Below are 24373 nucleotides of genomic sequence, written 5' to 3'. Positions count from 1 at the left end.
ATTTTGGCCCTCTCGTGTCCCGGACGCGCTGCAGCGCGCCTTTGCGCTGCTGCGCAGAGCCGGGACCCAGAACGCGATACGCGACGCTGCGGCCGCATGGGCGCCGGCTCTGCAGCGCACAATGAATTGACGTGCTCCACTTTCTCCTGACCACCATGGCCAATCATTAGGCAAACGCCTCTTCAACCTTCGGTTGCTCGACCCGTAATGTCTTTTACCGTGCACTTCCCGGCACGGAATTTCCGCCCGGATTTGGGAAGGACATGGTCATGAGATTGTCATCGAGCCTTGTCGTGCCTTCAACGATCGCTGTCTTGTCAACCGCCTTGCTGTGCGCCCCGGCAGCGTCGCAAATCCCGACAGGCCCCGCCGCCACGCTTCCCCCCGTCACGGTCGACGCGCCGAAACAGGTGGCGAGGCCGCACGTGTCGGAGCGGGGAGCGAACGCAACGGCGCCGCGCCGGACTGCGTCAACCACTCGAACGGCAACCGCGCGCACGCCTTCCTATGCACCGGGTTCTGTGATGGGGAGGATAGCCAGCCTGGAGAAAGTCGCCAGCAGCTGCAACGGTGGCTGTGCATCAAGCTTCCGGCACGGCAAGGAGCCCTGGATTGGATGCAGCGAGTCGGGCGGCAATGTGAACTATGGACCTTTCTCGCCGACGTGCCGAGACACCATCACCCACACATCCTACGAGAATTGCGTCGAGACGAAGGTGTTCCTGGGCGAGTTTCGAAACAGAGCCCACTGGTTTTGCAGCAGCCTGCAGGCCGGCAACAGGTTCAAGGTCGCCGATCTCAAGCGGTCGGGACATCGCTAGTCCATACCGCTCGCCGGTTGCTGCAAGCGCTTATTCCCGATCCGTCATCCTGACGAGCTGCGCGATGCACAGCATCGCGCGGGGAGCCTCGAAGGATGCACGGCCGAGGTGCAGCCGGGCCGTTGCCCTTCGAGGCCCGCTGAAGAGGCGAGCACCTCGGGGTGACGGTGCGAGATCCGAAGCCCGAACGCCTCACGCCGCCTCCAACACCGGCGACGGAGGTTGCGACGGCCGGAGCATCGCGAACGCGACCTGCACGATGCCGCCGGCCAAGCCCAGCGCTACGCCGATGCGCCAGGCCATGGTGTAGGAGCCGAGCGCGTCGTAGAGCACCCCTCCTCCGTAGGCGCCGAGGAAGCTGCCGATCTGGTGGCTCATGAAGGCGAGGCCCTGGATCATCGCCTGCCAGCGCAGGCCGAACATCTCGGCGACCGCGCCCGCGACCAGCGGCCCTACGCCCATCCAGAGGAAGCCCATGATAGCGCCGAACAGCAGCGTCGAGAACGGCGTTGCCGGCAGCATGAAGTACCATGCGAGCGCCAGCGAGCGCAGGATGTAGATCGCACCCAGCAGCGCCAGCTTGTTCCAGCGCTCGCCGGCCCAGCCGAAGAACAGCGAGCCGAGCACGTTGAAGCCGCCGATCATGCCGAGCGTCTGCGCGCTCAGCATCGGATCGAGGCCGCAGATCGCAAGATATGACGGCAGATGCGTGGTGAGGAAGACCAGCTGCATGCCGCAGACGAGATAGGCGCAGGTCATCACCACGAATGAGGCATTGCCGAACGCGGTCCTCGCCGCGGTCGCAGCCGTGGCATCGTCGATCTCGTCGGCAGCCGGCTTCGGCAGCGGGACCTGGTCGACGCGCCCCGCGTACCACGCGGCCGGAATCATCAGCACCGACATGACGACGAAGCCGGCGAGCCCGACGCGCCAGCCAAACCCCTCATTGAGCATCTGCCCGATCGGCGCCGACAGCAGCGCGCCCAGCGAGCCCGCCCCGGAGACGATGCCGAGCACGGTCGAGCGCACCGTCGCAGGGACAGCGCGCGCCGCCACCGACATCGCGATCGCAGCCGCAGTGCAGGCCATCGACGTCCCGATCAGCGCGCCCGCGCCGATCATGATGCTGACGAGGCCGTTCGCGGTCGCCATCAGCACCAGGCCCGCGATGTACATGAATGAGCCGACGATCATGATCGGACGGAAGCCGTAGCGCACCGTCATCGCGCCGGCGAGCGGCTGGAGAAAGCCCCAGGCGAGGTTCTGCACCGCCAGCGCCAGCGTGAAATCCGAGATCGAAATGTGGATGTCGTGCGTCAGCGGCTGCATGAAGATGCCGAGGCTCTGCCGCAGCCCCATGCTGAGCGTCAGCATGATCGAGGCGCCGATCAGGATGGGCAATGTCGGACGCAGGACCTGCAACAGGGGCATATTCTTCTCCCTCGCGGACACGGCGCAAATGCCGTCGTCTGAAATATCGGTTGATTTTGGTTACACAGACCTGTGTACTTAGGCTATGTAGGACCCCAGCTGTCAAGCCAAGAGGATGCGCGTCGCCGCATGGCTCCCCCGCCCGCCCCACAGACGATGAAAGAGCGGATCCTTCAGACCGCCGACAAGCTGTTCTATCTGCAGGGCATTCGTGCCATCGGCGTCGACACCATCGCGGCCGAGATCGGCATCAGCAAACGCACGCTCTACAACCACTTCCCGTCCAAGGACGCGCTGATCACCGCCTATCTGGAACGCCGCTTCGTGAGCGCGCGGCCCTCCGACAAGCCGCCGGCCGAGCAGATCCTTGCGACGTTTGATTCGCTGGAGCGGCGGTTTGCGGCCAAGGACTTTCGCGGCTGCCCGTTCGTGAACGCGGTTGCCGAGCTGGGCCCTCAGGACCGCGCCGTGAAGAAGATCGCGGTCGCCTTCAAGGAGAGCCGCCGCCTCTGGTTTCGCGACCGCCTGAACGAGCTCGGTGTGACCGATGCGGATGGGCTCGCAACGCAGCTGGTGCTGCTGGTCGACGGCTCGATCGCGCAGGACCTCGTCCGCGACGATCCGGCGATGGCGCGTGCGGCGAAGGAAGCGGCGAAGGTGCTGCTGCGGAATGCGGGGGTGGATGTGGGCGGGGAAGCGAAGCCGGCGATGAAACGGGGCAAGAGAGTGGTCCAGCATCCCTGAGGGAGTGGAATGGCACTCCTCAGGGACGAATTGAACCTTGCCTATCATCGCGCATTGAAGACGCATCACCGATCAATGGCTCGTCCTGCAGACGTCGGTGGCTGAGAGACCGCTTTTGCGCTCCCCTGCCAGCCATGAGAGGGGCAAAGATGGCCCACCCGTTCGGCGTCGAACACTTCCCGATCGCACCCGCCTCGATCCCGCCGATGGCACCTCTCAAGGCCGCGAGCGGGAGATTGGCTGATTTAGTCCTCGGCTCACTCTTCTTTGCCACCATAACCATCGCGATGTCCGGCTGGCTGTACGTGCTCTTTTTGCTTGTCCACGCTGTCGCAGCCTGGCTGCTGGCGTAGTAGCCGCTCCCTTGAGGGCTGGACCTTAGGAACCTTGAGGCCATGGGCTGATTGAACGCCCATGCCAATTTACCCCTTCGATATCCACCATGACGGCGGCGTTTTTATCGGTGACGAAGGGGCCGAAGTTACCGATCTGAGCGCTGCCGAGACGCGAGCTCTTGAGCTCTAGGCCAAGCTATTCTCGATCACGCCCGTCACCGCAGGACAGGCTTCACCAAGATCGAGGTCAGAGACGGCGGAGGCCGGGTCGTGGCATCAACCTCCGCCACAGTCTCTCTGGAACGCTTGATCCCCTGAAGGGATGCGGTCACCGCTCAATGTGAGCAAAATTGACCACCCTGCAAAGACCGCATATGCGACATTTTTCCGCTTATCGCATATCAGCAGAAGGCGGAGATCGAAATGCTCCCGCCTTCTTGGATCGGAGACGGTAATGGGAAACAAGCCAGGGCCTTTGTCAGAAACCGGGCCGACGATTTTGGAGCACTATATGCGCGCCGCGCGTGAGGACATGGACGGTCCCGCACTCCTCAAGTTGCTGAAAAAGCTTGAGGACGAGATAGCAAGGCGGGGGCGGCTTGCTTGAAAGGAGCGGAGATAAACACCGCCGTGGAATGTCGAGAGGCACGCGATCACAGAGGAAGAGCGATCAGCCGAGGCTAACACACTAGCGAGCGCAGGACTTTTCGGTTTTATTCTCGCCCTTGCATGTTCGGAGGAGGCTTCACGTTAGTGGCTGCAGGATTTTGCTATCTGGCCCAGTTTGGCGCGACTAATCCCGCGATGCAGACGCAATTCATCGGCTAGCGCCCCAAGCGCTCCTGAGAGGAGTGGACTGCACAGGTCAGTCCCGTAACCCCACGCGCCCCGTCACGCCGGAGCTGTTTTGCCCGGGCCGCCGAGGCCCGGAAGCAATGTCTGGCGATTTCTCTCTGGCCGGACTCTTGCTGCCGCATCGGGACAGACCGTGATGCTTCGTTACACTCCTGTATTGCCCGGACGCGTCGAACGGCGCGCTCCTCCGCACGAGCGATTTCGCTGCCCTCGCCTAACCTATTGATCGAGCTAACGCCGGCTACTGTGCATGGGGTTGTTTTCGCGATTTTGCGCAGCCGGACCTTACGCCGCCTGCGATACCACCCGATTACGCCCGTCGTGCTTGGCGCGGTAGAGCGCGGTGTCGGCGCGCTTGAGCACGTCGGCGACCGCCTCGCCCTTCTGCTCCAGCGTGGTCAGGCCGATCGAGATCGTGACCTCGATGCGCTTCGCCCCTTTGTGAATCGCGAACGGCTCGCCCGCGATCGAGCGGCGCAGGCGCTCGGCGACCATGCCGGCGACGTGGAGATCGGTCTCCGGCATGACGATGACGAACTCCTCGCCGCCGTAGCGGCAGGCCAGATCAATGCCGCGGATCGACTTGCGCACCCGCACCGCGAACTCGCGCAGCACGTCGTCGCCGGCGTCGTGGCCGTAATTGTCGTTGATGGACTTGAAGAAGTCGATGTCCAGGATCATCAGCGCCAGCGGCTTGCCGCGGGTCGCGGCCTGCTCGGCGAGCGTCGCCAGATGGCTCTCCATGTAGCGGCGATTGTGCAGGCCGGTGAGCGCGTCCGTGATCGCCATCTCGATCGAGTTCTGCACGTTGTCGCGCAGATGATCGGTATAGCGGCGGCGGCGGATCTGGGTGCGGGCCCGCGCCAAGAGCTCGATCTTGTCGATGGGACGCAGCAGATAGTCGTTGACGCCGATCTCGAGGCCGCGGAGCAGCCGCGTCGAGTTCTCGGGGTCCGCGATCGCCAGGATCGGCACATGGCGCGTGCGCTCCAGCGAGCGCGCCTGGCTGCACAGGCGGAGGCCGTCGAAATTGTTGAGGTCGAGCGAGACGATCAGCAAATCGTAATTGCCCTCGGCGGCGTGGAACAGCGCTTCCGTCGGGTTCGGTTCGACGTCGATGGTGTGCTCGGCGGCGAGGATCGTCGCCAGCCGCTCGTAGGAGGACGGACGGTCGTCCACCAGCAGGATGCGGCCACCCTTGCCGGTGTCGGCCACGGCGCTGCGCTCGGGCGCCTGCATGCCGATCTCGAGCGAGGTGATGGCGCGCATGCGCAGCTCATCGGTCATCATCTTCAGCCGCGTCAGCGAGCGCACCCGCGCGATCAGCACGACGTCGGAGACGGGTTTGGTCAGGAAGTCGTCGGCGCCCGCTTCCAGCCCGCGGTTGCGGTCCGAGGGACTGTCGAGCGCCGTCACCATGACGACAGGAATGTGGTGCGTGGCCGGATCGGTCTTGAGGCGGCGGCAGACTTCAAAGCCGTCGATGTCGGGCATCATCACGTCGAGCAGGATGATGTCGCATTCGGCGCGTTGACAGATCGCCAGCGCCTCGGTGCCGTTCGAGGCGGTCATCACGTCGAAATATTCGGCAGAGAGGCGGGCCTCGAGCAGCTTGACGTTGGCAGGGACGTCATCGACGACCAGGATACGCGCGGACACTGTGAACTCACTTCCTATCCGATGAAACGCCGGACCGTCTCAATGAATTTGCCGACCGAGATCGGCTTGGACAAATAGGCCTCGCAGCCGCCCTCGCGGATGCGCTCTTCGTCGCCCTTCATCGCGAACGCCGTGACCGCGACGACGGGAATGGAACGCAGCTCCGGATCGTCCTTGATCCAGCGCGTCACCTCGAGCCCGGAGACCTGCGGCAATTGGATATCCATCAGCACGAGGTCGGGCCGCATCTTGCGAACGAGGTCGAGCGCCTCGTAGCCGTTGCTGGTGCCGGAGGTCTGGTAGCCGTGCGCCTCCAACAGGTCGCGGAAGAGCTTCATGTTGAGCTCGTTGTCTTCCACGATCAGGACGGTCTTAGCCATCCCGCCCTCCTGATTGGTCCGCAGACCCATACATGTAACGCCTCAGGCGCCGCTCGCCGGCGCTTCGAAAACTGGATTCAAACTAGCCTCAGATTCGCTTGAGTTTCGTTAAACCCGAGGGTCGACTTTCTGCGATGTGGTTTCCAGTTACTTGCCTGGGGTCGGAAGACTCAGGGCCGAGACTCGGGCATGATGATTCCAAATTAGAGACCGAAAGTTAACGGAAAGGCAAACCGTCCCCTTGAAAAAGCCTGTTCACAACCCCCGCGAAGTCGCTGAAATCGTTGCGATTCAGGCGCTCTCTTTCGTTGCGAGCGATCCCGAGCGGCTGGGCCTGTTTCTGGCCGAGACGGGGGTCGGTCCGGAGACCCTGCGCAATGCCGCCGCGGACCCCAATTTTCTGCTCAGCGTGCTCGATTTCGTGCTGCGCGATGACGCCACCGTGAAGGCCTTTGCCTCGACCGCGGAACTGCATCCGACCAACGTCGCAGCGGCGCGGCAGGTCCTCGGCGACGCGCTCGGCGACCCCTCCTGGGAGCGCGACGTGCCGTGACCGCCCCTGATACGGCCGGGCCCCGCTGCTTCTGCCGGGACTGTCTGGCCGATCTGGACATGGGCGTGAGGCGCTGTTCCGCCTGCGGTTCCCCTCGCCTCGTCCGTCACCGCGCGCTCGCAGGCCTGACCATCGCCCACATCGACTGCGACGCCTTCTATGCGACGGTCGAGAAGCGCGACAATCCTGACATTGCCGACAAGCCGGTCATCATTGGCGGAGGAAAACGCGGCGTGGTGTCGGCCGCCTGCTACATCGCTCGCACCTACGGCGTGCGCTCCGCCATGCCGATGTTCAAGGCGTTGGAGGCCTGCCCGCACGCGACCGTGATCCCGCCGGATATGGCCAAATATGTCCGCGTCGGCCGCGAGGTGCGCCAGGCCATGCAGGCGCTGACGCCGCTGGTCGAGCCGCTCTCGATCGACGAGGCGTTCCTCGATCTCTCCGGCACCGAACGGGTGCACGGCATGATCCCGGCAAAAGTGCTGGCGCGCTTTGCCCGCAACGTCGAGCGGGACATCGGCATCTCCGTCTCGGTCGGCCTGTCCTGCAACAAGTTTTTGGCCAAGATCGCCTCCGACCTCGACAAGCCCCGGGGCTTCGCCGCGCTCGACCAGGAGGAAGCGCGATCGATGCTTGCCGACAAGCCCGTCGGCTTCATCTTCGGCGTCGGACCGGCCACTCAGGAGCGGCTGGTGCAGCGCGGTTTCCGCATCATCGCCGATCTGCAAAAGGCCGACGAGATCGAGATGATGCGGCAGTTTCCGAGCGACGGCCGCAGGCTATGGCGGCTCGCGCGCGGCATCGACGACCGCCGCGTCGAGCCTGATCGGGGCGCCAAGACGATTTCAAGCGAAACCACCTTCGAGACCGACATCCGCGATTTCGCGACGCTGGAGAAGATCCTGTGGCGGCTGTGCGAGAAGACATCGTCACGGCTCAAGAGCAGCGAACTCGCCGGCTCGACCGTCACGCTGAAGCTGAAGACCGCCGATTTCCGCCAGCGCACGCGCTCGCAATCGATCGCGGCCCCGACCCAGCTCGCCGCAAAGATCTTCTCGATCTGCCGCGAGATGCTGGCCAAGGAGATCGACGGCACCGCCTTCCGCCTGATGGGCGCCGGCGTCAGCGCACTGCGCGAGGGCTCGCCCGCCGACGACACCGACATGCTCGACCGCCGCGCCGCCCACGCCGAGCGCGCCGTGGACAGCCTGCGCAAGAAATTCGGCAGCGCGGCGGTGATCCGCGGGATCGCGTATGAGGGCCCTGAAACAGGACAGCCCGAGTGATCGAGACCTGCTCAACTCAATCGCGTTCGAATATCCGCGCACCCGGATAGACGCGCCGGGCATATTGAACGACCAGCTGCCGATCCTGCGTTTCCAGGAACGGAGTTCGGATCTGACAAGACCCGACAATGAGGTGCCACAAACCGTTGAGCTTTCGAATGACGACATTCATTGAGCTTCCTCGTAGTGACCCGAGTGGACTCAAATTGTAAGAATCCGCCGCCGTTACTCAATTGTACGAGCGTAAGATCGGGGCATGAGAAGGATTCGGGGAGATATACGAACGTATGCCCGTCATGGCTTCAACAGCCGCCGGCGCCGATAGCTGCGCAAGGGCTCAAACGATTCTGCAGGAGCTGGCACCATGACGGGCGAGCACAATCTCGGCGCGCTGCTGAGACACATGAGGCCGAAGATGCTGGACGGCACCTTCGTATTTTGCACGATCCCGACCAGCGAGGCCATTCCCGAAGCACTCAAACCGCAGCTGACGTTCCGCGAACAGGAAGGCACGACGCTCGTGATCTCTCGCGAAGAGGCCGAAGCGGCGGGGCTGCGCTACGCGTTCCCCTCGCGCCTGATCACCCTGACGGTTCACTCGGCACTCGACGCGGTGGGCTTCTTGGCCGCGATCACGGCCCGTCTCGCTGAAGCCGGCATCAGCGTGAACGCGGTGTCGGCCTTCCACCACGACCATCTGCTTGTACCCGACGACAGGGCCGACGAAGCGATGGCTGTTCTTCACGGGATTTCGAGCGAGAGGCACTTGTAGCCCGGCGGCAGGCTTCCCGGATTGCGCTGCACTCCATCCGGGCTACGAAAATCAATCCGCGACGGCGATCGCCTCGATCTCGATCAGCCATTCCGGCGCGGCGAGCGCGGAGACGCCGACCAGGGTCGAGGCCGGCGGCTCCATGCCTTCGAAGAAGGCCGAGCGGGCCTTGCCGATGATGGGGCGCAGCTCCGGCTTGTAGTTCACGACGAAGGTCGTGATCTTCACGATGTTGGAATAGCTCGCGCCGGCTGCCTTCAGCGCGTGTCCGAGATTCTGCATCACCTGCGTGGTCTGCGCGGCGATATCGCCCTCGCCGACGATCCGCCCCTCCTCGTCGGTCGAGACCTGTCCCGAAATGTAGATGGTGCGCGCGCCGGTCGCGGTGACGACGTGGGAATAGGCGGGATTGTGATGCAGGCCGCTGGGACGGAGATGATCGAGCTTGGGCATGGGTTGCCTCCCTGGGGTTTTTGGTTGGGAGGGAGCGTAGCTGGTGAGGGACGGGAGAGCCAGCCCCGTCATTGCGAGGAGCTCTTGCGACGAAGCAATCCAGACTGCCAGCCGCAGAGGGATTCTGGATTGCTTCGCTACACTCGCAATGACGGAGGAGAGAGCATGACCCCCTCAATTACAGGGCTTGCTGTCCTTGACGTCGAACTTGCCCATCGCGCCGGAAATGACAAAGTCGTTGTAATCGAGCACGAGCTGGCGCGAGACGCCGTTTTCGTAGAGCTCGAACGCCATCGCGTAGACCGGCGTCTGCTCGCCCTCTTTCTGCTGGGCCTCGCGGTCGAAATAGCTGACCGTGACGGGCCAGCGCTTGAGCGATTTCATGTGCTCGTCGGAGGTCGACGGATCCGGCGCGGCGGCGCGGTCGGCGGGGATCGGCTGGCCGATCACGGTCAGCGTGTTGTAGACCTTCTGGCCGTCGTCGGAGCCGTCATAGACGGAGAGCTCGAGCAGCGGCTTGCCGTCCTTGGCGGCGGCGATGATGCGCTGGATCTGCTCGGTCGGGAATACGATCTTGCCGTCGAGGGTGAAATTCTTCGGCGCCGGCAGCTTCAGCTTGACGTTGATGTGGTCCCCGTCGCGCTCGGCCGAGCCATCGACGCGGCCGGCATCGGCCTCGTTCATGCGAGTCTCGATCTTGAAGCGATAGCTTTTGCCCGCGGCGTCTTCCCAGGAGTTGGAGCGGAGGTCGCTCAGCGTGACCTTGCCCTCCCCGCTGTCGAGCTCGGACACCTGGCGGAATTCGGAGGTGTAGCCCTCGCACGAGCTTCCGGTGAAGTTGTAGAGGATGCGCCCGCGCGCGCTATTGACCGAATTGGAGCGCGATTTCACCAGGCTGAGATCGTAAAGCGCCTGGTGCGCAAGGAACGGACCGTTGGCGGCCTGCGCGCCGTCGGCGAGGCCTAAACCGGCCGCCGCGAGCGCCATTACACCGAGCGAAGTCCGGAAAAGGTGCACCATGTCTGTTCCTTGGGGACGCGTCTTGGGATGCGCAGATTCGACATTTTAATGACCGTTCCATTGCGTCGCAACTGAGGCCGTTTCACGTAAAGTTGCGGCCCCACCGTTGAACCTGCGGCCTCGCCTCGGCAAAAGGCAGCCTGCTGCGGGTTGCTTGCATGTGGCGGCACGATGGGCGAAACAGGGCGCGGCCGGCCTCCCACGGATGCCGGGGCGAATGGAATTTCTGGACAACGAGGTCGAACATGGCGGGCACGGTCGAGCAAAAGCTGGCGGAACAGGGCATCAAGCTGCATGAGGCCCCCACGCCCGTGGCCAATTACGTCCCGTTCGTGCGCACCGGTAATTTGCTGTTCGTCTCCGGCCAGGTCTGCTTCGACCCCGCCGGCAAGCTGATCGCCAAGGGCAAGCTGGGCGCCGGCGTCTCGATCGAGGACGGCGCGGCGGCGGCCCGCGGCTGCGCGGTCAATTTGCTGGCCCAGGTCAAGGCGGCGCTCGGCGACCTCGACAAGGTCGTGCGCGTGGTGCGCCTTGGCGGCTTCATCAACTCGGCCCCGGACTTCCTGGACGGGCCGAAGGTGCTGAACGGCGCCTCCGACCTGATGGTCGCCGCCTTCGGTGACAAGGGCCGCCATGCCCGCACCACCGTCGGCGTCGCCTCGTTGCCGGCAGACGCGGCGGTCGAGGTCGAAGGCGTGTTCGAGGTCGCCTGACGGACAATGCGCGCTCCTGATTGGCTGACAGCCCGGCCGGTCGCCCATCGCGGCCTGCATGACATTTCCCGTGGCATCGTTGAGAACATGCCGGGCGCGGTGCAGGCTGCGATCGCAGGCAATTTTTCGATCGAGGTCGACATCCAGCTCTCGGCCGACGGCGAGGCCATGGTGCATCACGACCATGCGCTGGGCCGCCTCACCGAGGCCACCGGCGAGGTCGTGTCGAAGACCGCCGCGGAGCTGAAGGCCGTCAAATTCAAGGACACCGACGAGCGGATGATGTCGCTGTCCGACCTCTGCGCCATGGTCGCCGGCCGCGTGCCCCTGGTGATCGAGGTGAAGAGCCATTTTGGCGGCGACCGCAAGCTGGTGAAGCGGATGGCCGAGGTGCTGGCGTCCTATGACGGCCCCGCCGTCGGCATGTCGTTCGATCCCGACCAGGTGCTGGCACTGCGCGAGCTGCTGCCCTCCCGCCCGCGCGGCATCGTCGCGCAGCGGACCTATGAGGACGACTATTGGGCCAAGCTCACGCAGCCGCAGCGCGATAGCATGTTGTACCTGCGCCACGGCTTCCAGACCCAGCCCCATTTCGTCGCCTTCAGGGTCGACGACCTCCCGGCCCCCGCCCCCTGGATCGCCCGCAATCTGTTCGGCTGCGCCCTGCTCGGCTGGACGGTCCGCACCCCGGAGCAGCGGACGCGGGTCGGGCAATATGCCGACCAGATGATCTTTGAGGGGTTCGTGCCGTAGGGCACGCTCGTGTCTCGGACAAGCTGCAACGCTTCGGCTCAGCAGCGCACCACTGCGTGCTGCGCTGCGCCCGGGGCACGAGAGCCGTGCTCCCGCGCCCTCTTGAAGTCACTGCTGCAATGCACGATCTTGGGCAACGATGGCATCATCCGAAATCACGCTCGAGGCCCTACCTTCGATTGGCGAGGTATCCCGGGAGGACTGGGACGCCTGTGCCAATCCCGGCAAGGTTCTTAACGAAAAGGCCTGCAACGGGCTTGGCGCGGGAACCTCATCTGGACTTCCAGGCGATTCCCTCGGCCTCTCAAAACCTGCCTATAACCCGTTCGTCTCACACGCCTTTCTCTCGGCCGTTGAGAAATCGGGTTCGGCGACAATCCGCACGGGCTGGGGACCGCGGCATCTCGTGGCCAAGGTCGACGGCCGCGTCGCCGGTGTCGTGCCCTGCTATCTGAAATCGCATTCGCAAGGCGAATACGTCTTTGATCGCGGTTGGGCGGATGCCTATGAGCGCGCCGGCGGGCGCTACTATCCGAAGCTCCAGGTCTCGGTTCCCTTCACGCCGGCCACAGGCCCGCGCCTGCTGGTCCGTGACGGCGTCGATCGCGAGCGCATCATGGACGCGCTGGCGAGCGGGCTGGTAGCGCTCTGCGGCGTCAGCAAGGCCTCCTCCGTCCACGTCACCTTTGCGCGCGAAGAAGAATGGAAGCTGCTCGCCGAGCACGGCTTCCTGCAGCGTACCGACCAGCAGTTCCACTGGCACAATGAGGGCTTTGCGAGCTTCGACGACTTCCTCAGCACCCTGAACTCGCGTCACCGCAAATCGATCAAGCGCGAGCGGCGCGATGCGCTCCCCGCCGGGATCACCATCCACTGGCTGACGGGAAAAGACATCACCGAGGATGCCTGGGACGCCTTCTTCGCATTCTACATGGAGACCGGCTCGCGCAAATGGGGCCGTCCCTATCTGACGCGGGAGTTCTTCTCGCTGATCGGCGAGACCATGGCAGAGGACGTGCTGCTGGTGATGGTCCGCCGCAACAATCGCTGGATCGCGGGCGCGATCAACTTCATCGGCTCGGACACGCTGTTCGGCCGCAACTGGGGCGCGGTCGAGCATCATCCGTTCCTGCATTTCGAGGTCTGCTATTACCAGGCGATCGACTTTGCCATCAAACGCGGCCTCACCCATGTCGAGGCCGGCGCGCAAGGCGAGCACAAGATCGCGCGCGGCTACCTGCCGCGCACAACCCATTCCGCGCATTTCATCGCCGATCCCGGCCTGCGCCGCGCGATTGATGATTACCTCAAGCGCGAGCGCGCTTATGTCGCCGAAGCCGGACGCGAGCTCGCCGAGCTCGGCCCGTTCCGCAAAGGCGCCGACGAGGCGCCTTGACGCCTCGCCGTCGCTGGTGACAGTAAGCGCAAAATTCCAAGCGCAAGTTTCTCGGGGAGCCGCCATGACCGCCTACGACACCAACAACATCTTCGCGAAGATCCTACGCGGCGAGCTGCCCTGCTCCAAGGTCTATGAGGACGAGCACGTCTTCGCGTTCCTCGACATCATGCCGCGCGTCCCTGGCCACACGCTGGTGATCCCGAAGGCCCCTGCCCGCAACATCCTCGACATCAAGCCGGACGACTACGCCCATGTCGCCCGCGGCGCGCACAGGATCGCCGCAGCCGCGATGCAGGCATTCAAGGCCGACGGCATCACCATCCAGCAGTTCAACGAGCCCGCCGGTGGACAAGTCGTGTTTCACCTGCACATGCACGTGATGCCGCGGCACGACGGCGTGGCGATGCTGCCGCCCGCCAGCCGCAAGGAAGATGCCAAGGTGCTGGAAGAGCACGCGGCGAAGCTGATCGCGGCGTTAAAGGGTTGATGTCATTCCGGGGCGCGCCCCCTTGGCGCGAGCTATGGTGCGCAATTGCGCACCTGAGAATCCATTTCACCACCGACTCTGACGCCTGATGGATTCCGGGCTCGCGCCTTCGGCGCGCCCCGGAATGACAGATCACTCCGTCTCGAAATCCCCTGGCTGGGGCGCCGCCAATGGCGTGAACTCGCACCGATCTGGCTTGATGTCGATCAGCGGCGTGTTGTCGAGGCAATCGAGCCCGCGCACCAGGATCGCATTGCCCTCGATGCCGACCAGCTTCACGATCGACGTGCCGATCGGATTTGGCCGCACCGGCGAGCGCAGCGAAAAGGTGCCGCGGGTTTTCTCGTTGTTCTTGGGGCTCTGCAGGATGATGTCGCGGCGCGACTGGTCGAGCCAATAGAGCACTTCGAGATTGCTGTAGAAATCGACGCCCTTGATGGCCGGCACGAACGGCTCGAAGATCTCGAGGCGGCAGATCGGGCCGTCCTGACGTCCCTGCCGCGGGGTCTCCAGCCGCGAGGTCCAGGGCGTGCGGATGCGGCCGATGAAAACGAGACCGGCGTCCTGTGTCGGTGGCAGCTCGATGGCGACCTCGCCCTCGCGGAGCTCCTGTTCGCGAACCATATTTCCTGTTCCTTGGCTGTTCGCCGGCGGTTTTAGCCCAACCACCACTTGCCGGCCAGCATGAAGACTTCGCCGGTCACGACGCCCGCAAAGATCGAGCGGCGGGTCAGCAGGAACACGACGAGGCCGGCGGCCACCGCGCCATAACGCAAGGTATCAGGCACGCTCGCCAGCGCACCCGGCGGCTCGACCACGATCTGGGCGATGACGCCGGCGAGGATGGCGGTGGCGACCGCCCTCACCCAAACCAGCAGTTCGGAGCCTTCGTCGATGCCGCCGCCAAACCACAGGCCCAGCATGCGCCAGATCTGGTTGGGAACGACCCCGGCGACGAACAGCACCGCCAGCGCATGCCAGTCGCCGATCGCTTGCGCAAAACTCACCCCGCGACCAATGCACGCCATAGGCGATCGTGCCGGCCACCACCCCGCTGACCAGGATATCGACACCGGAGTTCATCTTCGCGGCCAGCGGATAAAGCAAGATGCCCAGCACGAGCGCGACGACATCGGCGACCTCGCGGCTGTTGCGCGCAGTCGAGAACAGGAACGACAGCGGCGTCAGCAGCAGGATCGCCGCTCCAAGCGTCTGCGTCAGGTTGGCGGCGAGGAAATAGCCGAAGGTGTTGGCGACGAGGCACACCGAGACGAGGCCACAGCCGAGCCCGTGAACGAAGGCGATGCGCCGTTCACGCGGCACCTGCGGCAGGAAACGGTGACACTCGACCCACAGCGTCACCGCGGTGAGATGCGCGGCAAAGACCAGCTCGCGCCGTTTGGTCGTCGGCGTGCGCATCAAGGGCAGCACCGAGACCACCATCGGGAACAGCCTGATGGCGCTGACGGTGACTGCAATCGCCGACTGGATGACGGTGGCGCCGGAGCCGAGCGTGGTGATCAGGATGATCTGCGCCGGCCCCGCCCAGACGAACAGCGTCGAGGCGAGCGCCCAGGCCAGACTGAAATGGGTGTCATGGGCCAGCGCGCCGATGCCGAGATAGGTCACGAACAGCACGATGGTGAGGATCGTCTGCGTGATCGAGCGCAGGCCCCAGCCGAAGGCAAGCCACCGGCTATTCCATTGTGGTGAATCGAGCGGAGGAAGCGCCACGGGAGTCTTGGCCGGGTTGCGGAATCGTGCCCGCATAACGGGCAATGCGGCGCCTCGCGTCAAGGAAGCGCGCGGCGGGGCTGGCATGCGTGACGCACCCAGCGCCGTCATTCCGGGGCGCGCCAAGCGCGAGCCCGGAATCCATCGGGCCGCAGAGACAGCCTCGCGATGGATTCCGGGTTCGCGACTTCGTCGCGCCCCGGAATGACAGCCTACCCCGCGACACCCTTGTTCTTCAGTACGAAGCACGCCCCGCCGGCCTTGCGGATGCGGTTGCACAGATCATCCGCCTCGCCGCGCGTGTCGGCGCCGATGCGCACCTGGTAGAACGCACGGGTGCCGCGGCTGCGCATCACCGAACTCAGCAGGCTCGGATCACGCTCGCCGATCGCGGCACCGAGCCGCGTGACCGCGCGGGAGTACATCGCCAGCGCCCTGTTACGGTCGAAGCCGGCGGCGAGCTGCACGCCCCAGGCCTTTGCGGCCGCAAGCTCCACATGCTGCTCGAGCTCGGCGACGAAAGCATTCGGCGCGCGCTTGAGCAGCGCCATCAGGTCGCGACAGCTCGTCGGCGGCGCGCTCGGCGGGCCCTTGCCGGTCGCGCCTGCCTTGGCCCAGGCATCGACGCTGGTGCCGGTGATGGCCAAGACATAGTTGCGGGTCTGCTCCGGCATGCCGCCGGTGCCGGCGAGCCATTCCTGCACGCGCCGCGGACCTGCGTTGTAGGCAGCGGCCGCGAGGCCGAGATTGCCGAACTGGTTGCGTAGCTCGTTCAAGAATTCTGCCGACTTCGGCAATGCCTGCACCGGATTGAACGGATTGAGCAGCCCGCGCTCGCTCGCGGTGCCCGGCATGAACTGCGCGATCCCCTGTGCGTGCTCGCCGCTGCGTGTCGTGGGACCTACCGCATCGGCCTGGAAGCGGCTTTCCTGCCAGATCACCCGGGCGAAGAATTCCAGCGGGAGATTGGCATCGCGCGCGGCGGCCTCGATGATCAGGCAGATCGACTCCCGCGTGTCGCTCTCGCGCGCCGACTCGGGCGATGGCGACGGTTTTGCGGGGGCTTCGGGGCCGAGCTGCGTGGGAGGAACCGGTGCGTCCTCGGCCAGCGCCGACGTGCAGACGAACGCTGCCACGAGCAGCTGCCAGATCAGCCTCTGGACCCCACCAAGCTGCATTTCGCTCCAAGCCCTTGAACTCGGGCCCCAAGGCAACTAGCAACGGCCGGAATAATCAACGCTGAGCTCGGCCAAAATGCGGACAATCTATTTTGATCTCGACGGCACACTCACCGATCCAAAGCCCGGGATCACCGGTTCGATCCAGTATGCCCTGAAAAAACTCGACCAGCCGGTCCCGAGCCAGGACGAGCTGACCTGGTGCATTGGGCCGCCGCTGCATGCCAGCCTGAAGAGGCTCGTCGGAACCGACGAACTTGCTGACCGGGCGCTGCTACTCTACCGCGAGCGGTTTTCCGAGGTCGGCCTGTTCGAGAATGCGCTCTATCAGGGCATCCACGACACGCTCGCCGCGGTGGCCGCGACGACGCCGCGCATGTTCGTGGCGACCAGCAAGCCCGCGGTCTACGCTACCCGCATCGTCAATCATTTCGGCCTGAAGCCGTATTTCGAGCGCGTGTTCGGGTCCGAGCTCGACGGCACCCGCGTCGACAAGCGCGATCTGCTGCGCTACGCGCTCGACGAGACCAAGGTCGACGCGAGCAGCGCCATCATGATCGGCGACCGCAGCCACGATGTGATCGGCGCCCGCACCAACGGCATGACCGCGATCGGCGTGCTCTATGGCTATGGCAGCGAGACCGAGCTCAGGGACGCCGGCGCGCATCACATCTGCGCCGCACATCCCGAGCTGCTCGGTCATTGCGTGGGCTAGGCGCTGACGGTCTCCACCGCCGTCAACATGCCGGTCTTGGCGTGGCAGTTCAGATATTCGAAGAACTGCTCGTCCGCAGCTGCCACCGTGACCTCGTGATAAAGTCGCAGCTTGGCTGACGGGCCGAGCGTGGACAGATACTTCATCGCGGCACCAAAAATCCTGACATGGGTTGGATGCGACTCCGCCCAGCGTTCGAGCGCCGCCAGGCTCTTCCACCAGCTCTGGCCGTAGGACTTTTCGCTCACGCTGCCGTCGGCCTGGAGCACCTCCATGTAGCGGTTGGCATAGCAGCCGATCGCAAGCCCCTCGTCGCGCAGGAAATCCATGCCCTCGCGCAGCACCGGCTCGACATCATCGAGATAGAGCTTTCGCTCGGATGCCTCGGTATCGCTCCAATCCTGCCCGGACCTGATCAGGCAGAGATTGTCGTGCGCCGTCACGCGCAGCCGCGCACCGTCCCGGATCAGCTCCGGCGCGCCACCGGGCGCCATCGCGTCGGTTTGCGACAGCGGAATACGGTCGCGCATGCCGCCCCAGTAAGCGTGCTCCTGCACCTCGCCGCTCATGCCGCCGGCGATCGAGGCGACGCCCTCAGTCCGGTCGGGCGAGGAGAACAGTGTCTCGTGCCGCGCTACAATGGGACGCAGCACTTCGACGAAGGTGCCGATGCCTTCGCGCTGCCGTCCGGTCCAGGCCTCGCGCGCCGCTTCGAACCAGGCGTCGAAGCGTGCGATGTCGTCCCAATAGCCCACCGAGACGACGGTCTCGTATCCGGCTTGATCGACATAGTGCGCGCGATCCCAATGCGAAGGCCCGCCTGCCGCAGCGAAATAGCGCGCGATGTCGGCGAGCGCCTCCGTCGCGGCCACCGGCGCCGTGCCGCGATGCTGCACGCCGAAATAGGCCATCACGACACGGCTCACGCCGGGCCTGTAGCGCGCCACAAAGGACGGATATGGCGGCTGGTAATCATCAGGCACGCGCTTGTGGCGCGTGCGCGGGTTTTCGAGATGCCGAGGAATTGCAGATTCCACGATCGTACCCTCCCCTCGATCTCGGTGATCAGCTCGCCGCCGCGGCGATGTCCGTGGGCTCGACGGTATCCACCGGCAAGGCAAATTGCTCGACGCGTTGGTACCGCTTCTTGTTCAGGAGCAACCGCGTCACGTCGGGCCGTGAATAATGCCCGGCCGGATCTGCCGCGTTCTTGGCAACACCGATGGCGCCGAGGTCGATCTCGGCGATCAATAACCCCTCCTGATCCGGCGCCAGCTTCTCGCCGATCTGGCTGCCGTCGGGACCGTAGATCGCGGCAAAGCCACCGCCGGCATGCAGCAGCGCGTGCTTGTCCGGCCGGTCGCAAAGTTCGTCGATCATCGCTTGCGAGACCGTCGCGCAAGGCGCGAGCACGAAGCAAGAGCCCTCCACCGCATAGACGCGCGAAGCGGCGTTGTTGACCTCGGCGCCGAGCGCCGGCGCGAAGGGATCATAAAGCGAGAAGCTCGGCCAGGCCGCGACATGCACCTGCTCGTTCTGGGCGTACATCGCGTATTTGGACAGCGGCTGGAGATGCTCCCAGCAGCACAGCGCGCCGAGACGGCCGATGTCGGCCCTCGCATGCACGGCGAGATCGCTGCCGTCGCCCTCGCCGTAGACGGTACGCTCGGCATGGGTCGGCCGCAGCTTGCGGCGTTTGGCGATGGTCTCGCCATCGGGCCCGATCAGCCATTGCGCCAGATAGAGGCTGCCGCCGTCGCGTTCGGACAGGCCGATCACGGCGGTGAGCCTGGCCTTGCGTACGGCATCGCGCAAGCGCTCGGCCTGCGGGCTGTCATAGGACAGCGAGTTGTCGAAATAGCGCTGCACGAAGCCGCGGCCGATCGCCCAGGCCGGCGAGTCCATCCAGATATGCCAGGGGTAACCGGGGATGAAGGCCTCGGGAAAGGCGATCAGCCTGGCGCCCTTCTCCGCGGCCTCCCTGATCAGCGCGATCGACTTGTCGATGGAGGCGTCGAGATCGAGCCAAGCCGGCGCCGCCTGCACCACCGCCACCTTGTATTTCGGATGTTCGATGCCCATTGCCGCCTCCATTGCCGGTTGATCGGAAGCCATCTCCGATGCAGTCTATTGGGCCAAAGCGGGCAACCAGCCGCTCGACCGCGGCGGAACAAAAACTCGACCGGCCGGGATTTCGGCCCGGTACGGGATTTGCCTCGGATCGGGCTGGATCTGCGCCAACATGCGATTTCGCTGGATGTGAAAGGGAGGCCTGCCGATGCCAATCCAGTTCACGACGGACGGCAGCCCGGGCTACCGGCGGCTCGCCCTCTGGCAGGACATCGTCTGCGACGTCTTCGTCGGGCTCGACTGCAAATCCGATCTCGGCAGCGCCTTTCGCGGCTCGGTCACGCAAATCCCGCTCGGCAAGGCCGTATGCTCCGAGGTCTGCTCCGATCGCCAGCACGTATTCCGTACGCCCTCCCGCATCGCGCGCTCGGATCAGGATTTCGTCCTGGTCGCGCTCGGCCATCGCGGCGACGGCGGCGTGGTGCAGGACGGCCGCGAGACTGTAGTTCATCCCGGCGAGTTCGCGCTCTACGACACCACGCGCCCCTATGAGCTGAAGTTCAACGACGCCTTCACGCAGACCATCTTCAAGGTGCCGCGCGAGATGTTGCAGCGCCGGCTCGGCGGCACGGAGACGCTGACCGCGATGTCGTTTGGCACTGAGGCACCGCTCGAGCGGCTCGCCTATGATTTCATCTTCCGGCTTTGCCAGAGTGCCGACCGGCTCGCCCCTGGCAACGCCGCTGTTCTGTCCGAACAGGCCGTCGATCTGCTCGCGATGGCGCTGAGCGAGCGGCTCGGCAAGACGTCGCTGCCATCCTCGACCCACCGCTCTGCGCTGATCTACCGGCTCAAGGCGCATGTCCGCGCCCATCTCGCCGACCCCGACCTTTCATTGCCGGAGACCGCGGCTGCGCTCGGCATTTCGCCGCGCTACGTGAACGACCTTCTCGCCGACGAGGAGACCTCGTTCCAACGTTACGTCCTCGCCGAACGCCTTGCGCGGTGCCGTCGCGACCTCGCCTCGCCCATGCTCGTCCATCGCCACATCAGCGAGATCGCCTTTGCCTGGGGTTTCAACGACCTCTCGCATTTCGGCCGCGTCTTCCGCGAGCATTTTGGCATGTCGCCGCGCGATTTCAGGCAGAGCCAGCTGCGGCACTGAGCAGCCATCTTCGCAAGCCTTCGTCCTGGACGAAGGCAACGCTCGCCAATTCCAGATTGTCTTGCGTTGCGGCGTGGATCAGGCTGCCACGCATGAGGACTCAGACGACGATAAGCGGAAGCGAGCTGTTGCTGAGCGTCATCGCGATCCGTCTCGCCGTGCTGGTCGTGGTGGGATGGGGTTTGACTCTGCTGCCGCAGCAGACGCGCAATCGAGAGCTCGGCTGCGCTCCCCCATCCCAGGCAAGGGACGAGCCGAAACTTTCGGCGAAGCTTGTCGGCCCGCGCATCGTTGACGCCGCGTTCGACGATATGCTTCGGCACGATTAGGGCGTCCGAGCAAGGCCGGTATGTGAGCGCGTGATAGGACAAGGCACCCGCTTGCGCTAACCTCGATGCCGAGGCCGCAACGATCAATCAGCGGCAGCCGAGGAGCATTTCGATGGAATACCGACGCTTGGGCCGGTCAGGCCTCATGGTGCCCGCCTTGAGCCTTGGCACCGGCACCTTCGGCGGCGTCGGCCGCCTTGCCGCGTGGGGCACGACGGACGCGACCGAGGCGCGGCGCCTGCTGGACGTCTGCCTCGAGGCCGGCGTGTCGATGTTCGACACCGCGGACGTCTATTCGCTCGGCGAGTCCGAACGCGTTCTCGGCGAGGCCATCAAGGGCCGCCGCGACAAGGTGCTGGTCTCGACCAAGGCCACGTTTCGCTTCGGCGACGGCCCGAACGACATCGGCTCGTCACGGCAGCATCTGCTCGCAGCCATCGACGGTTCGCTGAGCCGGCTCGGCACCGACTACATCGACTTGTTCCAGCTCCACGGCTTCGACGCCTTCACCCCGCCCGAGGAGGTGCTCGCGACCCTCGATACGCTCGTCCGCGCCGGCAAGATCCGCTATGTCGGCGTTTCGAATTTTTCCGGCTGGCACCTGATGAAGTCGCTCTCTGTTGCCGACAAGCACGGTTTTCCGCGCTACGTCGCCAACCAGACCTATTATTCGCTGATCGGGCGCGATTACGAATGGGAGTTGATGCCGCTCGGCCTCGACCAGGGGTTAGGTGCCGTGGTCTGGTCGCCGCTCGGATGGGGACGCCTCACGGGCAAGCTTCGCCGAGGTCAGCCGAAGCCCGAGGTGAGCCGCCTGCCCAAGACCGCCGAGTTCGGCCCGCCGGTGCCGGACGAGCATGTCTATCGTGTCGTCGATGCCATCGACGAGGTCGCGAAGGAAACCGGCAAGAGCGTGTCGCAGATCGCGCTGAACTGGCTGCTGCAGCGCCCGACCGTATCGACGCTGATCATCGGCGCGCGCAACGAGACGCAGCTGCGCGAAAATCTCGGCGCGGTCGGCTGGTCCTTGACCAAGGACCAGGTCGCAAAACTCGACGCGGCGAGCAAGGTGACGCTACCCTATCCCTACTGGCACCAGCGCACGACCTTCACCGACCGGAACCCGCCGGCGGTCTAGGCCTCGTTGAGCTGCATCAAGCCCGCTCGCGCCGGCCGTGGCACAATGCGGCCGCGAGGCCGCGATGCGCCGATTTGCCATGAAGGCTCTGTTCACGGTCCTCAATCTCACCCGCACCGAGCGGACGCGGATCGACCGGGACCGCGCCGTCCTGGTCGTCTCGACGGTGGTGACGCTCGGCCTCATTGCGCTCTACGTGTTCGGGAAATCGACAGCACGCTGGTAGGGTGCGCGGCCGTTCCGGTCGATGCCGACCGCCTGCGGCACAGGAACCGTCCGTGTCCTGCCGGGTTGCGATCCATCCTGCAATTTCCTAATCGGGAGACGGAACACGGCTCGAATCAAGCGCGCCTCCATCATGTCGTCCGCCCCCATCGAGCACGCCGACGGCCTACCGCAGCCACAGCGCAACCAGGCGGTGCTGACCATTGCGCTGGGCATCATCATGGCGGTGGTCGACAGCGCCATCGCCAATGTCGCGCTGCCGACGATCGCGGCCGACCTCGACGCCAGTCCGGCCTTCTCGATCTGGATCGTCAACGGCTACCAGCTTGCGATCACGATCTCGCTGCTGCCGCTGGCTTCGCTCGGCGAGATCGTCGGCTATCGCCGCGTCTATCTGGTCGGGCTGGTGCTGTTCACGCTGGCATCCGCCTTCTGCGCGCTGGCGCATACGCTGCCGCTGCTCACGATCGCGCGCATCATCCAGGGCTTTGGCGCGGCCGGCATCATGAGCGTCAACGCGGCGCTGGTGCGCTTCACTTACCCGCGCAGCCAGCTCGGCCGCGGCATCGGGCTCAACGCGCTCGTCGTCGCCTTCTCGGCCGCCATCGGCCCGACGCTCGCCGCAGGCATCCTGGCGGTCGGAAGCTGGCCGTGGCTGTTCGCCATCAACGTGCCGCTCGGCGCGGTGACGCTGGTGCTGGGCCTGCGCAGCCTGCCGCACACAAAGCCCGCCAGCCATTCGTTCGACTGGCAGAGCGCGGGGCTTTCAGCGATCACCTTCGGCGTCGGGATCGCAGCCGTCGACAGCGTCGGTCATGGCGAGGCCGCCATCACCTGCCTGATCCAGTTCGCCATCGCTCTGGTCGCAGGCGCGCTGCTGATCTGGCGCGAAACCCACATGACCTCGCCGCTGCTGCCGGTCGACCTGTTGCGCATCCCCGTGTTCGCGCTGTCGATCGCGACCTCGATCGCCTCGTTCTGCGGGCAGATGCTGGCCTTCGTCGCGATCCCCTTCTACCTCCAGAGCCGCTTCGGCTATTCGGCGGTGCATATGGGCCTCCTGATCACGCCATGGCCGATCGCGGTGGCGTTCGCAGCGCCGCTGGCCGGCCGCCTGGTCGAGCGTTATCCGGCCGGCCTGCTCGGCGGCATCGGGCTCACGCTGTTCGCCTGCGGCCTCGCCGCGCTCGCCTTCCTGCCCGCGGACCCCACACCGTTCGACGTGATCTGGCGCATGGCGCTGGCAGGTGCCGGATTCGGTCTGTTCCAGACCCCCAACAACCGCACCATGATCGCAGCCGCCCCGCGCGAGCGCGCCGGCGGCGCCAGCGGCATGCTTGGCACGGCGCGTCTGCTCGGCCAGACCACTGGCGCTGCGCTGGTGGCGTTGTTGCTCGGACGGTATCCGGTTGAGGGGACCAGGCTGGCACTGCTCGCAGGCGTCGGGTTTGCACTCTGCGGCGCGGTGCTGAGCATGTTGCGGCTGTCTCCGGCTGGCGCGCGCGGCGCCGAACACGTCCGCGTGCAGGACGATCAGCGCCTGCGGGGCGACTGACAGAGCCCACCTTCCGGTGCCTGCTATTCCCGTGCACAACCCCTGCGTGGCTTAACTATCAGGACCAATGACCTATTGCCCTCGCGCTCCGGTTGCGCTTGATTGGCGCGGGGAATAAGGGGCACTTCATGCGTTCATTGGGAATTGTGGCGCTCAGCGTCATGCTGGGCGGTTGCGCGTCTGTGACGCGCGGCACGACCGAAAACATCAGCATCTCATCGACACCGTCAGGCGTGGAGGCTGTGGTCAGCGGGCTTGAGGTGCCGACAACCTGCACAACACCTTGCGCCATCGTCGCCAAGCGTAGCGCCGACATCACGATCACCTTCGAAAAGGAAGGCTATCAACCCCAGACGGTGCAACTCACCAAGGAAGTGTCGGGCACGGGCGCCGCCGGCTTCGCCGGCAATCTCCTCGCCGGCGGCGTCATCGGCATGGGCGTTGATGCCGCGACCGGGGCGGCCACCGATCACAAGCCCAATCCGGTCATCGTGACGATGCAGCCGACCGCCCCCGCCCGCAGCGCGCGGCCGGCCGCGCCGCGCAAGCCGCGTCCGCCAGCGGCCGCGCCCGAAGCCGGGACGTAAGGGTCACACACAG

26 protein-coding genes and 1 pseudogene are annotated in these 24373 nt (G+C 65.1%); 16 read left to right on the top strand and 11 right to left on the bottom strand.

The window, feature by feature from the left end:
* Positions 1-1013 precede the first annotated feature (1013 nt).
* Positions 1014-2252 (bottom strand): MFS transporter, encoded by a 1239-nt coding sequence (locus CIT37_RS18035; RefSeq protein WP_095426300.1) that lies wholly within the window; start codon positions 2250-2252, stop codon positions 1014-1016.
* Positions 2253-2381: 129 nt separating this feature from the next.
* Between CIT37_RS18035 and CIT37_RS18030 the strand changes: the two genes are divergently transcribed.
* On the top strand, positions 2382-2996 hold the full coding sequence (locus CIT37_RS18030) for a TetR/AcrR family transcriptional regulator (protein WP_028143952.1): 615 nt from the start codon (positions 2382-2384) through the stop codon (positions 2994-2996).
* 149 nt (positions 2997-3145) lie between these two features.
* Entirely contained in the window at positions 3146-3349 is a 204-nt protein-coding gene (locus CIT37_RS18025; protein ID WP_038972441.1) for a hypothetical protein, read from the top strand.
* Between the two features lie 1122 nt (positions 3350-4471).
* Here the strand turns inward: CIT37_RS18025 and CIT37_RS18020 are convergent.
* Both CIT37_RS18020 and CIT37_RS18015 read right to left on the bottom strand, forming a co-directional pair.
* Entirely contained in the window at positions 4472-5845 is a 1374-nt protein-coding gene (locus CIT37_RS18020; protein WP_028143954.1) for a PleD family two-component system response regulator, read from the bottom strand.
* Positions 5846-5859: 14 nt separating this feature from the next.
* Entirely contained in the window at positions 5860-6225 is a 366-nt protein-coding gene (locus tag CIT37_RS18015; protein ID WP_008130064.1) for a response regulator, read from the bottom strand.
* 241 nt (positions 6226-6466) lie between these two features.
* Between CIT37_RS18015 and CIT37_RS18010 the strand changes: the two genes are divergently transcribed.
* From CIT37_RS18010 to CIT37_RS18000, 3 genes are all read left to right on the top strand, one after another.
* Positions 6467-6778: a DUF3572 domain-containing protein gene (locus CIT37_RS18010; protein WP_018321125.1), complete on the top strand. Its 312-nt coding sequence runs from the start codon at positions 6467-6469 to the stop codon at positions 6776-6778.
* The gene (locus CIT37_RS18005; protein ID WP_095426299.1) at positions 6775-8067 is read left to right on the top strand and encodes a DNA polymerase IV; all 1293 of its coding nucleotides are present in this window, start codon (positions 6775-6777) and stop codon (positions 8065-8067) included. The genes CIT37_RS18010 and CIT37_RS18005 overlap by 4 nt, the downstream gene beginning before the upstream one ends.
* A gap of 364 nt (positions 8068-8431) precedes the next feature.
* The gene (locus CIT37_RS18000; RefSeq protein WP_038972439.1) at positions 8432-8839 is read left to right on the top strand and encodes an ACT domain-containing protein; all 408 of its coding nucleotides are present in this window, start codon (positions 8432-8434) and stop codon (positions 8837-8839) included.
* A gap of 51 nt (positions 8840-8890) precedes the next feature.
* On the opposite strand, the gene CIT37_RS17995 is transcribed toward CIT37_RS18000, so the two are convergent.
* Positions 8891-9292, bottom strand: a complete 402-nt coding sequence (locus CIT37_RS17995) for a RidA family protein (protein ID WP_028143958.1) — start codon at positions 9290-9292, stop codon at positions 8891-8893.
* A 174-nt stretch (positions 9293-9466) separates the two neighbouring features.
* Positions 9467-10312: a cell envelope integrity EipB family protein gene (locus tag CIT37_RS17990; RefSeq protein ID WP_028143959.1), complete on the bottom strand. Its 846-nt coding sequence runs from the start codon at positions 10310-10312 to the stop codon at positions 9467-9469.
* A 245-nt stretch (positions 10313-10557) separates the two neighbouring features.
* Here CIT37_RS17990 and CIT37_RS17985 point away from each other — a divergent pair, with 245 nt between their 5' ends.
* From CIT37_RS17985 to CIT37_RS17970, 4 genes are all read left to right on the top strand, one after another.
* Positions 10558-11025, top strand: a complete 468-nt coding sequence (locus tag CIT37_RS17985) for a RidA family protein (protein WP_014494672.1) — start codon at positions 10558-10560, stop codon at positions 11023-11025.
* Between the two features lie 6 nt (positions 11026-11031).
* Entirely contained in the window at positions 11032-11778 is a 747-nt protein-coding gene (locus CIT37_RS17980) for a glycerophosphodiester phosphodiesterase (protein WP_028143960.1), read from the top strand.
* Between the two features lie 139 nt (positions 11779-11917).
* Complete coding sequence (locus CIT37_RS17975) at positions 11918-13174, top strand: GNAT family N-acetyltransferase (RefSeq protein WP_095426298.1); 1257 nt, start codon at positions 11918-11920, stop codon at positions 13172-13174.
* 64 nt (positions 13175-13238) lie between these two features.
* The gene (locus CIT37_RS17970) at positions 13239-13664 is read left to right on the top strand and encodes an HIT family protein (RefSeq protein WP_028143962.1); all 426 of its coding nucleotides are present in this window, start codon (positions 13239-13241) and stop codon (positions 13662-13664) included.
* Positions 13665-13796: 132 nt separating this feature from the next.
* Here CIT37_RS17970 and tsaA read toward each other — a convergent pair whose 3' ends face one another.
* From tsaA to CIT37_RS17950, 4 genes and pseudogenes are all read right to left on the bottom strand, one after another.
* Positions 13797-14288 (bottom strand): tRNA (N6-threonylcarbamoyladenosine(37)-N6)-methyltransferase TrmO, encoded by a 492-nt coding sequence (gene tsaA / locus CIT37_RS17965; RefSeq protein WP_028143963.1) that lies wholly within the window; start codon positions 14286-14288, stop codon positions 13797-13799.
* A 32-nt stretch (positions 14289-14320) separates the two neighbouring features.
* The gene (locus tag CIT37_RS17960; protein WP_161966426.1) at positions 14321-14692 is read right to left on the bottom strand and encodes a branched-chain amino acid transport AzlD family protein; all 372 of its coding nucleotides are present in this window, start codon (positions 14690-14692) and stop codon (positions 14321-14323) included.
* A pseudogene (locus tag CIT37_RS17955) lies at positions 14673-15398 on the bottom strand (AzlC family ABC transporter permease); the annotation flags it as partial. The pseudogene CIT37_RS17955 and the gene CIT37_RS17960, both read right to left, overlap by 20 nt.
* A gap of 212 nt (positions 15399-15610) precedes the next feature.
* Positions 15611-16576, bottom strand: a complete 966-nt coding sequence (locus CIT37_RS17950; protein ID WP_038950331.1) for a lytic transglycosylase domain-containing protein — start codon at positions 16574-16576, stop codon at positions 15611-15613.
* Positions 16577-16652: 76 nt separating this feature from the next.
* Between CIT37_RS17950 and CIT37_RS17945 the strand changes: the two genes are divergently transcribed.
* Complete coding sequence (locus tag CIT37_RS17945; RefSeq protein ID WP_038950332.1) at positions 16653-17291, top strand: HAD family hydrolase; 639 nt, start codon at positions 16653-16655, stop codon at positions 17289-17291.
* Here CIT37_RS17945 and CIT37_RS17940 read toward each other — a convergent pair.
* Together CIT37_RS17940 and CIT37_RS17935 are read right to left on the bottom strand one after the other, a co-directional pair.
* Positions 17288-18328: a phenylacetaldoxime dehydratase family protein gene (locus CIT37_RS17940; protein ID WP_038950334.1), complete on the bottom strand. Its 1041-nt coding sequence runs from the start codon at positions 18326-18328 to the stop codon at positions 17288-17290. The genes CIT37_RS17945 and CIT37_RS17940 overlap by 4 nt on opposite strands.
* Positions 18329-18356: 28 nt before the next feature.
* Entirely contained in the window at positions 18357-19373 is a 1017-nt protein-coding gene (locus CIT37_RS17935) for a carbon-nitrogen hydrolase family protein (protein ID WP_028143968.1), read from the bottom strand.
* 196 nt (positions 19374-19569) lie between these two features.
* On the opposite strand from CIT37_RS17935, the gene CIT37_RS17930 reads away from it, so the two are divergent.
* From CIT37_RS17930 to CIT37_RS17905, 6 genes are all read left to right on the top strand, one after another.
* Positions 19570-20526, top strand: a complete 957-nt coding sequence (locus CIT37_RS17930; RefSeq protein WP_028143969.1) for an AraC-like ligand-binding domain-containing protein — start codon at positions 19570-19572, stop codon at positions 20524-20526.
* Between the two features lie 128 nt (positions 20527-20654).
* Positions 20655-20855, top strand: coding sequence for a hypothetical protein (locus CIT37_RS17925; RefSeq protein ID WP_244429199.1), 201 nt, complete (start codon positions 20655-20657; stop codon positions 20853-20855).
* Between the two features lie 112 nt (positions 20856-20967).
* A complete protein-coding gene (locus tag CIT37_RS17920) occupies positions 20968-21993 on the top strand; it encodes an aldo/keto reductase (RefSeq protein ID WP_038950336.1) in 1026 nt (341 codons plus the stop codon).
* A 64-nt stretch (positions 21994-22057) separates the two neighbouring features.
* Positions 22058-22219: a hypothetical protein gene (locus tag CIT37_RS17915; RefSeq protein ID WP_167456567.1), complete on the top strand. Its 162-nt coding sequence runs from the start codon at positions 22058-22060 to the stop codon at positions 22217-22219.
* A gap of 132 nt (positions 22220-22351) precedes the next feature.
* A complete protein-coding gene (locus CIT37_RS17910; RefSeq protein ID WP_049806683.1) occupies positions 22352-23773 on the top strand; it encodes an MFS transporter in 1422 nt (473 codons plus the stop codon).
* Between the two features lie 128 nt (positions 23774-23901).
* Positions 23902-24360 (top strand): peptidase associated/transthyretin-like domain-containing protein, encoded by a 459-nt coding sequence (locus CIT37_RS17905; RefSeq protein WP_028143972.1) that lies wholly within the window; start codon positions 23902-23904, stop codon positions 24358-24360.
* The last annotated feature ends 13 nt before the right edge of the window (positions 24361-24373 follow it).

The organism is Bradyrhizobium ottawaense (assembly GCF_002278135.3).
Taxonomy (GTDB): Bacteria; Pseudomonadota; Alphaproteobacteria; order Rhizobiales; family Xanthobacteraceae; genus Bradyrhizobium; species Bradyrhizobium ottawaense.
This window is presented reverse-complemented; position numbering and strand designations above follow the sequence as displayed.

Bases quoted from the DNA above. Each gene is read 5' to 3' on its own strand.
- CIT37_RS18025 (WP_038972441.1), top strand. From the start codon at position 3,146: ATGGCCCACCCGTTCGGCGTCGAACACTTCCCGATCGCACCCGCCTCG.
- CIT37_RS17995 (WP_028143958.1), bottom strand. From the start codon at position 9,292: ATGCCCAAGCTCGATCATCTCCGTCCCAGCGGCCTGCATCACAATCCC.
- CIT37_RS17905 (WP_028143972.1), top strand. From the start codon at position 23,902: ATGCGTTCATTGGGAATTGTGGCGCTCAGCGTCATGCTGGGCGGTTGC.
- CIT37_RS17935 (WP_028143968.1), bottom strand. From the start codon at position 19,373: ATGGGCATCGAACATCCGAAATACAAGGTGGCGGTGGTGCAGGCGGCG.
- CIT37_RS17930 (WP_028143969.1), top strand. From the start codon at position 19,570: ATGCCAATCCAGTTCACGACGGACGGCAGCCCGGGCTACCGGCGGCTC.
- CIT37_RS18000 (WP_038972439.1), top strand. From the start codon at position 8,432: ATGACGGGCGAGCACAATCTCGGCGCGCTGCTGAGACACATGAGGCCG.
- CIT37_RS17920 (WP_038950336.1), top strand. From the start codon at position 20,968: ATGGAATACCGACGCTTGGGCCGGTCAGGCCTCATGGTGCCCGCCTTG.
- CIT37_RS17975 (WP_095426298.1), top strand. From the start codon at position 11,918: ATGGCATCATCCGAAATCACGCTCGAGGCCCTACCTTCGATTGGCGAG.
- CIT37_RS18035 (WP_095426300.1), bottom strand. From the start codon at position 2,252: ATGCCCCTGTTGCAGGTCCTGCGTCCGACATTGCCCATCCTGATCGGC.
- CIT37_RS17980 (WP_028143960.1), top strand. From the start codon at position 11,032: ATGCGCGCTCCTGATTGGCTGACAGCCCGGCCGGTCGCCCATCGCGGC.
- CIT37_RS17915 (WP_167456567.1), top strand. From the start codon at position 22,058: ATGCGCCGATTTGCCATGAAGGCTCTGTTCACGGTCCTCAATCTCACC.
- CIT37_RS18030 (WP_028143952.1), top strand. From the start codon at position 2,382: ATGGCTCCCCCGCCCGCCCCACAGACGATGAAAGAGCGGATCCTTCAG.
- tsaA (WP_028143963.1), bottom strand. From the start codon at position 14,288: ATGGTTCGCGAACAGGAGCTCCGCGAGGGCGAGGTCGCCATCGAGCTG.
- CIT37_RS18015 (WP_008130064.1), bottom strand. From the start codon at position 6,225: ATGGCTAAGACCGTCCTGATCGTGGAAGACAACGAGCTCAACATGAAG.
- CIT37_RS17970 (WP_028143962.1), top strand. From the start codon at position 13,239: ATGACCGCCTACGACACCAACAACATCTTCGCGAAGATCCTACGCGGC.
- CIT37_RS17960 (WP_161966426.1), bottom strand. From the start codon at position 14,692: ATGGCGTGCATTGGTCGCGGGGTGAGTTTTGCGCAAGCGATCGGCGAC.
- CIT37_RS17945 (WP_038950332.1), top strand. From the start codon at position 16,653: ATGCGGACAATCTATTTTGATCTCGACGGCACACTCACCGATCCAAAG.
- CIT37_RS17910 (WP_049806683.1), top strand. From the start codon at position 22,352: ATGTCGTCCGCCCCCATCGAGCACGCCGACGGCCTACCGCAGCCACAG.
- CIT37_RS17990 (WP_028143959.1), bottom strand. From the start codon at position 10,312: ATGGTGCACCTTTTCCGGACTTCGCTCGGTGTAATGGCGCTCGCGGCG.
- CIT37_RS17985 (WP_014494672.1), top strand. From the start codon at position 10,558: ATGGCGGGCACGGTCGAGCAAAAGCTGGCGGAACAGGGCATCAAGCTG.
- CIT37_RS17950 (WP_038950331.1), bottom strand. From the start codon at position 16,576: ATGCAGCTTGGTGGGGTCCAGAGGCTGATCTGGCAGCTGCTCGTGGCA.